Here is a 12,376-nt window from a genome sequence, read left to right as displayed (position 1 = left end):
CTATGGGCGATGAAAGGTGGCATATCGAAGGAGAGTTTCGGGACGGTAGTAAACGAGTCCGGGACTCAGATGGGCAATATCAGTCAGTAAGTACTGCTATCCTTGAGGAGGTTTCAGAGTTTGAAACGTTTAGCGAGTCAGACCTCGCCTCTCGATTGGGAGTAGATGAAACAGTTGTCCTCGAACACCTTGGTCATCTGAAGAATGAGGGGCTAATCACCGGGAATAGTGGTAGTTGGAGCAAAGAGCCAGACGCTATAGAAGACGCATTTTCAGGAGAGAATGAGCATTATTTCCCTTGGGAAGGACGAAACTCGGACGACGAATCTATATACTGAGAAGGGCGCGAGGGCTGGGGGCCTACCTCGAAGTGTTTTGACTCCCCCTCTCATCGCGTCTTGGCTGAGAGTTACGAATAGAGTTGTTCCTTCCAGATTCTCGCTTCATTTTTTACGCTCTCAGCGACATTCTGCGGGTCAGAGACATACGGAGCGAGTGTTCCTATTAATTGTTCCAGAGTAACATCATCTGCGAGTTGTTTCACGTCGGGATTCCCGAGTTCGTCTTCAATGTCGGTTTGGGCTTCGTGAATATTATCCAATTCTTCGGGAGACACCGATTTTGAAACAAAGAATGCTATATCTCCTTCCTCGATAATCTCTGTGAGGTTCACACTCTCATTAGCCAATAACCGAGAAAAGTCTTCAGAGTCGAATATATCTTCCAAATCAAATTCCCAATCGACGGTGCTGAAAAAGTGAGGTAGGTCGTCTTCCTCATAATCGGATGATGAGTAGACGTTTCTGAGGTCAACTAATCCGAACATCGCAATGTGGGCGAGAGCATCTTGATGGTCAGAATAAACTTCATCTTCAATCCAAGTCTCAAGTGCCGCCCTACTATCAGGCTTAGACTTAATTTGGCTCGGTACATCCTTTGGTGGCACAATATAGGTGGAGCCGGTGATTTGCTCTACATTTCGCCCGCGACGAAGTGCCTCCAAAACGAAGTTCGTCTCTCCCTCATCGGTATCGACCTTGCTCTTCGTGAAGCAGGCTACTAACGCGTGAAGTGGTTTCCAATAGTTCTCGATGAGACGCTTTCGGGCTATACCCTCATCCTGGATTGACTCGATAATTCGCTCGTAATCAGAAAGTTCATTCTTAAACTCCTCTATCTCTGTATCCTTCTCTCTGCGTATCTTCTTCTTTTCCTCACGCAATCTTTCTAACCTATCCACGACATTCTGGTTCCCCTCTTTTTTGCGTCGATTAACTGTATCAGCCTTTACAACCGGAGTCTTGTTAGCGGCATTTGCTCCGGCTTGTTGAAGGTAGCCTTTGAAAAATAGGTAGCCACCCCCCACAACTGCACCTCCCACGGCTCCACCAAGGCTGATGATGATTGAGGAACCAGATACCATCTGTTATCTGATTAGTAACCACCAATTTATATTTCTGGCGTTGATGGTGTTTGATAAATGATTCTAATTACCGAAACCTCTCGGTAATGATTCAGTATATGACCCTCTAACCGGGCGTAGTGAGTGATTAGCCTAACTTTATCAGGGTGTTCTGGCTATTTCGCCGCCTCACCATGGCAAGACTTGACTGAACCAAACAGAACGAACTTTTAAGAACCAGAGATTTCAATCGTGAGATTCCCAAAATATCATACCGGAGAATGTTAAACTGATAGGCTCGCCCTCATATCAACACCCATAATGACTTCCACATTTCCTCCTACGTCCTCTCCGACTTCACAATCAACCGCGACACCTACAGCGACTCCCACCCCTTCTACATCGCAGAATGCCACAATAGTTACTAAGTTAATAGGTCAGGGGAATGAATTGCTCTCTGAGATTCCTGTCGAAATTATTCTTTTATTAATTACAATCGGCCTTAGTGGACTGGGTGTATACCTGTCCGTCGGTACTCACGTATTTCAAGTCAATACTGGATTGCGAGAGTCGTTAGAGCAACTTGACGACGTTCTTATCGGGAAAAACACGAAGGTTAGAGTCATACTCCACGATTTTGAGTACTCCCCCCTTCGGAATTCCCTTCCACGTAGTACAAATAGAAGGAGATGCGTTCTGGAGTTTCGAGTCTATGAACTTAATCACCAGAACATTGGTGGTGCAGGGCAACCAATAGAAATACGACATTTTATTGAGGGATTAGCGATGGAAAATATAGAGGAATTTGACTACGTGACGAGTGCAGAGGAGGACTCCTATTGGATGCGTGTCTCTGTTGAATCTATTGACCCTGCTAAGTGTCGTGAAATATCGTCTAAAGTAATGAGAAAAATTGTTGAAGTCAATTAATAGTTCTCGTCTAAACCTGAGATGTAGAGCGAAAATCTCCATAGCGACCAATCCATCTCAAACATCTCCCTGCGAAGTTCCCGTTTTTCGCTTTCACCCCGAGCGTCGTAGTGCTTGTCGAGAACGTCAACGGAAACGTCCATTCGGTCGCTGATTAGTTCCTTTGAGTGCCCATCATTCATCGAATCCCTATTGTTCAGGGAACAAGGAAGTAGGGTTTATAAGTAGACGACTCGTTCAATCAATCGCACGACCCCGAAAGCGACCCGGAAATCGCTATACGGGAGTAGATAACCCAACGCTCCGTTGGTGTAGTCCGGCCAATCATCTTGCCCTCTCACGGCAAGGACCAGGGTTCGAATCCCTGACGGAGCATCCCTTTCCTCTCGCCTTCTTGTGGTTTTATTTGTGCACTAAGTTAGAGGTACTACAACATAATGCGCAGACCGAGTACGGCCGGAAGATCCCCACACGACCGCGCTGGCTTGTGGTTTTGCGTTTGCCACGCCTATTGGATTCATAGGATTCTCTGTATCGCGACGTCACGGTGATCGCGCAGCACCAATTGCGGTGACATCTCTATTACTCTATCTTCAGAAGTAGAGTCACTTTTCGGGGCTGTGTTCCGGATATCTTCTAGCTATCAAGCGCTAATAGGACTAAGTCAACTATAAATGCATATGTACATAAGCGTAATTCAATCTAAAGCGCATAATTATCATCTTCTGAGAATACTCCAAATGCACAATTCGACGGCACCGAGAGCATCGTACACGAATCGGGCCGATATCTATGGAATAGCCGAGAATTCACAGAGATTCTTACGACGGCAGTACGTCGGTCAGCGCTATCGTACTAGATAACGATACCGGCTTACGACCAGCGTAAGTGACAGGGCATAGAACATTAAGCAGTATATTCTGGGCAGTGCCTCTGAATAGCGCTTTTCTGGTTGACGAACGGTCGCAGCCTCGTATTTCCAGCAAGTCGGGGTCGTTGGATTCGACTAGGTTGACGAACTCCTCTCCTTCACCCACCACGCTACGAATCTCGTATTCGATATCGGCGTCGCTAAGCGCTGCTGCCATATCTCGTATCGACCGACTTCGTCTGTTGTTGGGGTCGCACTGTTCATACTCCTCTTTCCCGTAAGATCTCGCCAGTACTACTATTGCATCCATAAGTTCTGCGACATTGAGAACGGCATCAGTAAGCGGTTACTGGTCTTCACCATCTCGCACTGGTACCCCCACTCGAACGCTGTCGTGAGGAGGAGTACCATCAAAAGTCCCTAGAGAAGATTCGCGAGGGTTCCAACTACCTCAGATTAATATCAATATAGAAATTACTTTTTCTGAATACGAGCGGCTATTCTGCTCTAACCGGTTTCGATTCATACTTGCCGTAGATTTCGACCTGAATTTGATATCCACTAATTCTTCTGTCAGAGTGACGGAAAAGTGACGGCCGAATGTATGCCGCTTAAATCTCCGTAACCCGCCGATAGCCGTCGTCAAGCGCCCGCCCGTCTCGGTGAGCACCACCTCTGTACGGTCGACAAAGATACGTACTGCGACACTTAAGCACGCGTTGGTATACCATTTCTTATGGCCTAATTAGCATCGTGTTCAGTTAAGCGAATTCCACCAGACGGCGAAGGCCTGCAACCATGTTTCTGCCGTCATCGCCTGCACGTGGCTGAAAATATTACTAAACGAAGATGTACGGAGTCTTATCCCTCAAAATAGACGTTCGACAGCATTCCGATTTCTATGACGAATCGTCTGAAATCGGAGCCCTGCCCGCTGAAGTGCCGCCGCTAGATGTTTGGCGTAGTCGACGAAAAATACGGCGTCTTCGACGTCGTGTTTCTCACGAAGCTCTCACAGAAATCGTTGTGTTAATGCGGTCTTAGTCGTCGCAAAGAGCGTATATGCAGGAATTTATTCGTGTCTGAATCGACAGCAGCATACAGCCAAAACTGCTGGCCATTATTCGGATCACCGTTTCGTCGAGCGCAACGTGATCCGGACTGGCATCGTCGGCCGTCTGTAGATCGTCTTTCTGCACCCAATCATGGACGGCTTTTTGTGACTGTTTGACATCGAAATTCTAAAGTTCTCGAATGGTATTCGAAAGTGATAGTTCGGACAGATGCAGTCGAATACCAAGCTGCATCAGCTCGCTCGGTGTCCGTTTTCGCTCCACAAATCTAACTCGATCCAATCGCTACGACCGCCGAGGGGAGCGATTTCAGCCCTTGAACCAGCCGAAATTCAGCTCGCCTCACTCTTCATGCTCAATTAAACACTATGGCCGTGACGGGCCGCCTTCTAACAAGCATGGGAGTCAACTAATTCAGGAGCTGAAAGTCGAGGTGAGTACTGTTACGTAGGGTACTGGTAGGATCCGTCCGTTCATTTCGCTAAACAGGTCGATTACCTCCGGCACGGAACCATATAAAACAGGTAAAGTGAGAAGCACCGACGTTTGTCAGGAGAATTTTACTACAGTCGATATTGGGCACGAATCACTCAGAAACCTTCTACTTTATTATTAAGTTGATATAGTAGCCTGGATAAATTGCAGCTTGAAAACCAGTTTGATATTACCGCTCAGAGACGTTCTCGCGAACGAAGTCGATGGTTTCCTGCATCTCGGCGCCGGGGCCGAAGATCGCGTCGACGCCGAGGTCGTACAGTTCCGCGCGGTCCTCGTCGGGGATGATGCCACCGACGAGGATGACGGTATCCTCGAAGGCGTCGTACTCCTCGAGGCCGTCGATGATCTTCGGCACCAGCGTGTCGTGAGCGCCCGACAGAATCGAGATGCCCAGCACGTCGACGTCCTCCTGAACGGTCGCCTGGACGATCTCGGCGGGCGACTGGTGAAGCCCCGAGTAGATGACCTCGAAACCGGCATCTCGGAACGCCCGCGCGATGACGTGGGCGCCCCGATCGTGGCCGTCAAGGCCGACCTTCGCCACCAGACACCGGATCGACCGGCCGTCCGTCTGTTGGTCGGTGCTCATGCGAGGCTAACCGTCTCCTGATAGGAACCGTGGTGGTCTTCGAAGACGGCCATGATCTCGCCCATCGTCGCGTAGGCTTTCACCGCGTCGATGATCGGCGGCATGACGTTCTCGTCGGCCTCGATGGCCGCGGAAATGTCGTTGAGGGCGTCTTCGACAGCCGACTCATCGCGGTCGTCCTTGACCTGTTCGAGGCGGTCGAGTTGCCGGTCCCGGGTTTCGGGGTCGACCTGCAAGATATCCATATCGGTGTCCTCGTCGATCTGGTATTCGTTGACGCCAACGACGACCTCCTCGCCCGCGTCGACGCGCTTCTGGTACTGGTAGGAGGATTCCTGGATCTCTCGGTGGAAGTAGCCCTGTGGAATCCCTTCGAGGATACCATCCCGAACCGAGCCGTCGCCCATCTCTTTGATCTCCTCGATGTAGGCCATGATCTCGGCTTCCATCTCGTTGGTCAGCTTCTCGATGGCGAAGGAGCCACCCATCGGGTCGACGATGTCCGCGATACCGGATTCCTCGGCGAGAATCTGCTGGGTCCGAAGCGCCACTCGAACCGCGTCCTCGCTCGGTAGCGCCAGCGCCTCGTCGTAGCTGTTCGTATGCAGACTCTGAGTGCCGCCCAGCACCGCCGCCATCGCCTGCACTGTCGTCCGAACGATGTTGTTCAACGGCTGTTGGGCCGTCAGACTCTGGCCGGCCGTCTGGGTGTGGAACTTCATGCGCTTGGATTCGTCCTTCTCGGCGCCGTACCACTCCTCCATGACGTTCGCCCAGATGCGGCGCGAGGCACGGAATTTCGCAATCTCCTCGAAAATGGAGTTATGCGAGTTGAAGAAGAACGAGAGCAGCGGCGCGAACTCGTCGACATTCATCCCGCGGTCCAGACAGTCCTCGACGTATGCAAAGCCATCGGCGAGCGTGAAGGCGGCTTCTTGGGCGGCGGTTGACCCCGCCTCGCGGATGTGATACCCGGAGATGGAGACGGGATGGAATTTGGGCGTTTCCTCGACAGCGAACTCGATGGTGTCGGTCACCACGTCCAAAGAGGGCTCGGGCGGAATGACCCACTCTTTCTGGGCGATAAATTCCTTGAGCATGTCGTTCTGGAGGGTCCCGCGAACCTCCTCGCGCGGGACGCCCTGCTGGTCCGCCAGCGCGATGTACATCGCGTAAATCACGGGGGCGGAGGGATTGATCGTGAACGAGGTGGAGATTTCGCCGATATCGATGCCATCGAAGAGGATTTCCATATCCCGCAAGGTGTCGACGGCGACGCCCTCCTTGCCGACTTCACCCTCGCTCATCGGGTGGTCGGAGTCGATGCCCATCAGACTCGGCATGTCGAAGGCCGTCGAAAGACCGGTCTGCCCCTCGTCGATGAGGTAGTGGAACCGCTCGTTGGCCTCTTCGGCCGTCCCGAAGCCCGCAAACTGCCGCATCGTCCACGTCCGACCACGATACATCGTCGGATACGGCCCCCGAGTATACGGTGGTTCGCCCGGAAAGCCCAGATTCTCGTCGTAGTCTAGCCCGTCGATATCCTCCGGCCCGTAGAGGCGATCGACCTCGTGGTTCGAGACCGTCACGAAATCGTCCTTCCGCTCGCCCCGCTCTAGGAAGGGCTCGAGCGTCTCCGACTCCCATCGCTCTCGCTCGTCGCGTATCTCCGCGAGGTCCTCCTCGTCGAACATGGCTGTGACTATTGATATCCTGTATCAAAACAGTTTCTACTCGACATTCTGACAAACTAATAGACTAGATCATGAGGGGAGTTATTCTAATAAGCCGATTCAAAAGCCAGCATAAGTTGCATACGTATATGTGGATATCTGCGAGAAACACGCGTCGTTGGGGCGACGTGGGCTCTTGCCGTGGAACCTCAAAACACAAACTCATATTCCGTATCTCTCCGGTTTCGTCGCTGGGTCAGTCACAAACTTGGTCGGAATGATTTCAAAAATTGGTGAAAGTCCCCACAGAATTCTCAACAACGTGCTTCATAGGAGGGCAAATATTTTTGATTGATTCGATACGAGATACTCGGATATTGGATCTGTTCTGCTACCCTGATATTTGATAGAATAGGTGACAGGGTGTATAATCGTACTGTGATAATTTGAATTAATACCCCCTGAACCTTCTGATTTTGTATAAAATATTCTCCATCTGGATTGATACATGCTTGCTGTTAATCCGATTATTTCGGACGAATAGCACGTGGATATCAGACATCATTTTTATGAGGACTTATAGTAGAGAAATAATATCAATCTCGGGAAAAGCGTCGTGATATGGGCGTAAATCATGGCCCATCAATCCGATTATAGCTCAGCGAAAAATCGAGACAGGTGATCAAAATAACAAATTTATGCTTGTTATCGTAGGCGGTGAACCAACAGAATCGACATTGTTACTAAACGCTGGATCCCCTAAGATCATCGGCGACATATAATGAATAATATAAATCCGACATAACCGGATGTTTGTCGCCTCGATATTCATGATGCTTCGAGTTGCAAAGATAGACGAGCAAGGGTCGTGTGCGACTGGATATCGTCGTGCGGTCTTCGAGGTAGTATTGACTCGTTTTTTAAGACATAGTTTGGTATCTCTTGACAAAAGAGTTACAATAGTTATAAATATTGAGACTTTGCAATACAGAGGTGTGGTTCGATATAGCAAAGCAGGAAAGAGGTAGGCCAATAATGCCAGATCGAGCCAACAAAGATAGGTGAGGACAAAGATGAGCACTGTCAGTAACAGATTAAAACAGTTAGCGGATACGATAGAGTCTTTAGAAAACCATGGTCGACCGGTGACAAACATATCCACCAGTACGGGGGAGCTATGCTCAAATGATGGCTTAAATGCACAGTTTTCTGTAAAGATTCCTTTGCCATTCCAAAGCGGGGATGACGATGGTGAGTCGGCTTTTACAGCGACCGAAGCTGAATTGAGAAAAGATGGATCCGTTCTCGTATCCTTTGAGGGCGCAATCACAGATCAAGAAATCGAAGCCGTGAGTGAAAACGAGAGGCTTGATCAACAATCAGGGGAGTCAAGCGGTAGCCCTTCTCCCCACCGGGATCCAGAATCTTTGCGGGAAGCATACGAACAGTGTGACACCTTTGTCGAAATGAAACAGACACTCGGGACTGATGTTACTCCCGAGGCCGTCCGCCAGCAGATGGTTAAACATGGTATCCACGAGGTTCCAGAAGACGACGTGTCGGAGGCCAGTAGTGATCAGGAGAAATCGAGAGAAGATTCAATAATGTCACCCGATATGGTGGAGAACAATACTCAAGCAAAAACCAACCAATCCGATGAAATCTTCATTTCGGACGGTGGCTTCCCATCTAATATGACCGTCGAAGATCTCGAGCACGTTGTTAAATCCTCACGGACTCTGTATGAAGCAACACAAAAGTTGCAAGTAGATCAGGAGGAAGCACGGAAAATCCTCAAACGTCTTAATCTTCTGGACCTAGTTATTGGTCGACTTAGCACGAAGGAGGAGCAGGAAGTCACGAGTGAAGAGATCGAACGTCGAATCAATTCATCAAACATCCTCCAAACATAGTTCAGAGAATCATGACTGGTATGTCTACTATAGAAACTGACCGGATTCCATAGGTCGATAATTTAGCAGCTATAGTCAGTAGTTGCTAGTGTTCATCCTAACTTGGGCAAATAACTCTTCTATACTCCTCTACGCCTTAAGAAACATCAGCTATGCTTGCCAACTAGCCGCGTCCTCTTGGCAAACTCTCGTACGGCATTTGGCCCCCAACGTGTTGAACAGCCGATAGTAGCTTTTCTACGAATCGTCGTCAAAAGACCATGATCGGAGGGCTTGTCGAACGATATCCTCTGCTGAATCTCGGAATACGTTCTCATCACCTGCATGATCACCGAAGGACCAGTCACGTACGACTGCAATCGGAGTTCCACCGTCACCTTCACCAGTGACCAAGTTCGCCGCACCCGCTAACTCGTCAACGATACATTGTACCGTCGCACTGAGTTCACGCCCATCACGGTCGTGTTCACCGCGCCAATCACGATTTGGTGAAAGCCCAGCCCATCCTAGAGCAACCCCTCGCTGTCCGTGTCGAAATGGTCTTCCTGACGTATCGGTGATGACGATGTCGGCATCAACTGTAAGCTCGGCACGTATCCGTTTGGCGCTCGTGGATGGCTTTCTTGGAAGCATGAGGAGGTCCGAATTTGGGATATTTGAGCGATCAATACCTGCATTGACTGTGATATGGCCAAAAGAGGTTACAGCCAGCAGAAATGGGGCTTCGATCAGTAGTTCCTCGCTTTCTTCAAGCACGGCTTGGACGAACTCGGGTTCCATTGTCTCGCCCGTGAGGTTCTCTAACCGTGTGCTAATATCTTCTGCACGTTCACTTGCCGGAAAATCAGCAAGTCTCGCTTGTCGTCCTTCAACCTTGGAGACAATCGTACTGGCGACCAGTACCACATCATCTGACGTAAGTTCTACTTGGGATTCGATGTGAGTGGCGATATTTTCTCCAACTTGAAATTCAGGCAAGTCCGGAATAGCGGTGATTTCCATGATACTTCTAACCTGTTATCGTTTACTGGAAACGCACCCCTAGGTGGTTCATTTCCTCGTTGTTCATCGCGATATTGATGAGTAAAGGTGTGACTCCTTCTACTTCTGGGGCGTTTGCCAAATCTCCCCCGTCAATAGCGCGAAGGCCTTTGATTTCGTCAGCCAACTTTTTTACTAGGTATTTGGCTTCCTTGCCATCACCAACAACAACTGTATCGACATCTAATTCTGTATCAAGATTCGTGAGACGATCTGCTGAGATATTGTGGAACGCCCCGACGGCAGGGATACCATCTGGAGTGGCCTCCTCAGCGATGGCAGTAGCACTTCCGCTACTTTCGGGTTGTTCGTAGTGGAAACCACTATCGTCTCGTGACATACTAACGGCCGGACTCACGACAACCATATCCTCGGATAGTGAACCCGCAACTGTCTCTATCGTCTCTAGGACATACTCGGGAGGAACAGATAGCAATACGACATCTGCCCCGCCCACTGCATCGATGTTTGATGCACCTGCTATATCGCTTTCACCCCCTTGCTCACGGATTCTCTCACGGTATGCAGTCGCGTGTTGACGTGCTTTTTGTGGATCTCTGGAGCCGACAATGATCTTGTGATCCGTATCCAAGCCCCAGCGCAAGGCAAGTCCTTCACCAATGTCACCAGTTCCACCTAGTATGGCAATCCGCATATGTCGTTATCGCACAGCAGTATCATAATCGTTGTGTGATTTACACCATTCTAAGGATAATATAGAATTTTTAAATTTTGGTAATGATTGTAGCGACGGCCCCATCTCGGTCCGTCTTCGACCTCGATTGATGAATTAACAACATTTCAGAAGTCAATTTAGGTTAATAATACAGCGTCGTTTAGGGAATAGTCAGGCCAACCTATTATGGGACCGCCCCGCGTGAGCTCGGTGTTGTCAGACGTGAGCTTTCCGGCGCAGGTGGCCGAGCGTGTTCGTCAACAATGACTATCGACAAACTCCTTGAGTGTAGACGTCGGTGTTGGAGTAAATGGTAGCTGAAACGGGGTAATGCTCACCGAATCCTGCTTGAGCGCTTCTCTGTCAGAAATCAAATCCGTGCTAGATTCCGCGGTTGTGAATGTTCTACGCGTCTCTGCATGGCTGAACTCGAAGACGCTTTTTTCACCTGAATCAGTTGCAGTGAATCCGTATTTTTCTACGGGTCGTGTGAGTCTGACAGAGCGATAACTCGAAGTGGGAATACTGAGGCTCAAGTAGTCAACATTGCGAAACACCTCGTTTGCTAGTGAAAATTCAATCAGATTACGGGCGAACTCACACGCGTACTGGTAGTCCTCGTCGGTTGGTTTGTATTCTCCACTCGACACTGCAACGCCAGGAACACCGAGGCGGGCTGCCTCAACCGCAGCAGAAACGGTGCCTGAACGTCCAAAAGAAGTAACACCGAGATTGGGGCCTGGATTACATCCTGAGACGACGACGTCTGGATTTAGTTCTAGCGCGGTTACTCCGGCAATTACACAATCACATGGAGTTCCTTCGACTGCATATCCTAACTCGTGGTCAGCATACGCGACTTCATGCTTCAAGTCAGAAGATTCTACTTCCACCCCTTCACTATCCGATCCAGTTCCAAGCGGTACGGACCGCCCGAAGGAAAGAACCCGTCCGATACCACTATGATCAACACTTGGGGCAACGACTGTGACATCAGCGAACTCAGAAAGCTCTTCATACAATATTTGAATCCCTGTTGAATCGATTCCATCGTCGTTCGTTAGCAGAACCGTTGGCGGATTTTGGGAGGACACAAGTATACACCCTCAAGTGATTCAGATAATGACTTCCCCGGTATTTGTTCTTGCCCTTATTCGATCATTCATTACGAGAGCTGACCTGTTTCGGAATCACCGCGCTGTAGTAGCGTATTCACGGACAAATCGGATCGTCTCGTCGATCGATGACCAAGTCTAAACACTTCGTCAACACCGACCTCTCGAAGGACCCCTCGTCATCGACAGGAATTAGCCCACCGACAAGAACAGGAGGTCGTTGAACGCATCATCTTGAGACCATCAACGTCTTCCTGAACGGTCGCCTGTACAATCTAAGCAGATTCTCGATGTAGTCCGAATAAATAATCTCGAAACCCACTGTGACCATCAAGACCGACTTTTGTAATGAGATACCGAATTGAATCCGACTATGTCGGATATCCTTGCTGATGTTTATTTAGCGTGAGAGCTAGTGGATGCCAATAAAACTAACAATTCTAACTTTGTTATTCAATATGACGTACGAGTTCAGATTACCAGATCGAACATAGGAGTACTGTCTACTCGGCAGAGGCCAGTTCCCGAAATCCGCCAATCTCCTATTCGAAGTTGATCATTTTTTCAGGCAGCCTGACCGACCTCAGCACCATCA

The 12,376-nt window shown here is 49.4% G+C and carries 9 protein-coding genes, 1 tRNA gene and 1 pseudogene; 4 read left to right on the top strand and 7 right to left on the bottom strand.

Translation table 11 applies throughout. The annotated features are described in order from the left end of the window. The first annotated feature begins 2 nt into the window (after positions 1–2). Positions 3–338 carry a hypothetical protein gene (locus U5914_RS01590; protein ID WP_336133669.1) on the top strand — a complete coding sequence of 112 codons (336 nt, stop codon included), beginning with the start codon at positions 3–5 and terminating at the stop codon, positions 336–338. Between the two features lie 71 nt (positions 339–409). Here U5914_RS01590 and U5914_RS01585 read toward each other — a convergent pair whose 3' ends face one another. After that, positions 410–1,423, bottom strand: a complete 1,014-nt coding sequence (locus U5914_RS01585) for a hypothetical protein (protein WP_336133667.1) — start codon at positions 1,421–1,423, stop codon at positions 410–412. Between the two features lie 300 nt (positions 1,424–1,723). On the opposite strand from U5914_RS01585, the gene U5914_RS01580 reads away from it, so the two are divergent. Both U5914_RS01580 and U5914_RS01575 read left to right on the top strand, forming a co-directional pair. Next, complete coding sequence (locus U5914_RS01580; protein ID WP_336133665.1) at positions 1,724–2,332, top strand: hypothetical protein; 609 nt, start codon at positions 1,724–1,726, stop codon at positions 2,330–2,332. A 300-nt stretch (positions 2,333–2,632) separates the two neighbouring features. After that, positions 2,633–2,707 (top strand) — tRNA-Glu (locus U5914_RS01575). 1,253 nt (positions 2,708–3,960) lie between these two features. Here the strand turns inward: U5914_RS01575 and U5914_RS01570 are convergent. The 3 genes and pseudogenes from U5914_RS01570 to U5914_RS01560 all read right to left on the bottom strand — a co-directional run bounded on the left by U5914_RS01570 (position 3,961) and on the right by U5914_RS01560 (position 7,057). After that, positions 3,961–4,584: pseudogene (locus U5914_RS01570) on the bottom strand (IS6 family transposase). Between the two features lie 356 nt (positions 4,585–4,940). Further along, the gene (locus U5914_RS01565) at positions 4,941–5,363 is read right to left on the bottom strand and encodes a cobalamin B12-binding domain-containing protein (protein WP_336133663.1); all 423 of its coding nucleotides are present in this window, start codon (positions 5,361–5,363) and stop codon (positions 4,941–4,943) included. Then, complete coding sequence (locus U5914_RS01560) at positions 5,360–7,057, bottom strand: acyl-CoA mutase large subunit family protein (RefSeq protein WP_336133661.1); 1,698 nt, start codon at positions 7,055–7,057, stop codon at positions 5,360–5,362. Before U5914_RS01560 ends, U5914_RS01565 begins: the two co-directional genes overlap by 4 nt. 1,052 nt (positions 7,058–8,109) lie before the next feature. On the opposite strand from U5914_RS01560, the gene U5914_RS01555 reads away from it, so the two are divergent. Further along, the gene (locus U5914_RS01555; protein ID WP_336133659.1) at positions 8,110–8,949 is read left to right on the top strand and encodes a DUF8073 domain-containing protein; all 840 of its coding nucleotides are present in this window, start codon (positions 8,110–8,112) and stop codon (positions 8,947–8,949) included. 237 nt (positions 8,950–9,186) lie between these two features. On the opposite strand, the gene U5914_RS01550 is transcribed toward U5914_RS01555, so the two are convergent. The 3 genes from U5914_RS01550 to surE form a co-directional block, all read right to left on the bottom strand. Next, positions 9,187–9,951, bottom strand: a complete 765-nt coding sequence (locus U5914_RS01550) for a coenzyme F420-0:L-glutamate ligase (protein ID WP_336133658.1) — start codon at positions 9,949–9,951, stop codon at positions 9,187–9,189. Positions 9,952–9,973: 22 nt separating this feature from the next. Next, positions 9,974–10,645, bottom strand: a complete 672-nt coding sequence (gene npdG / locus U5914_RS01545; RefSeq protein WP_336133657.1) for an NADPH-dependent F420 reductase — start codon at positions 10,643–10,645, stop codon at positions 9,974–9,976. 278 nt (positions 10,646–10,923) lie between these two features. Next, a complete protein-coding gene (surE, locus tag U5914_RS01540) occupies positions 10,924–11,760 on the bottom strand; it encodes a 5'/3'-nucleotidase SurE (protein WP_336133656.1) in 837 nt (278 codons plus the stop codon). Between the last annotated feature and the right edge of the window lie 616 nt (positions 11,761–12,376).

The organism is Natronomonas amylolytica (assembly GCF_037031205.1).
In the GTDB taxonomy this organism is placed as follows: Archaea; Halobacteriota; Halobacteria; order Halobacteriales; family Haloarculaceae; genus Natronomonas; species Natronomonas amylolytica.
This window is presented reverse-complemented; position numbering and strand designations above follow the sequence as displayed.

Coding starts and splice junctions, on each gene's coding strand:
- U5914_RS01590 (WP_336133669.1), top strand. CDS start 3: ATGGGCGATGAAAGGTGGCATATCGAAGGAGAGTTTCGGGACGGTAGT.
- U5914_RS01585 (WP_336133667.1), bottom strand. CDS start 1,423: ATGGTATCTGGTTCCTCAATCATCATCAGCCTTGGTGGAGCCGTGGGA.
- U5914_RS01580 (WP_336133665.1), top strand. CDS start 1,724: ATGACTTCCACATTTCCTCCTACGTCCTCTCCGACTTCACAATCAACC.
- U5914_RS01565 (WP_336133663.1), bottom strand. CDS start 5,363: ATGAGCACCGACCAACAGACGGACGGCCGGTCGATCCGGTGTCTGGTG.
- U5914_RS01560 (WP_336133661.1), bottom strand. CDS start 7,057: ATGTTCGACGAGGAGGACCTCGCGGAGATACGCGACGAGCGAGAGCGA.
- U5914_RS01555 (WP_336133659.1), top strand. CDS start 8,110: ATGAGCACTGTCAGTAACAGATTAAAACAGTTAGCGGATACGATAGAG.
- U5914_RS01550 (WP_336133658.1), bottom strand. CDS start 9,951: ATGGAAATCACCGCTATTCCGGACTTGCCTGAATTTCAAGTTGGAGAA.
- npdG (WP_336133657.1), bottom strand. CDS start 10,645: ATGCGGATTGCCATACTAGGTGGAACTGGTGACATTGGTGAAGGACTT.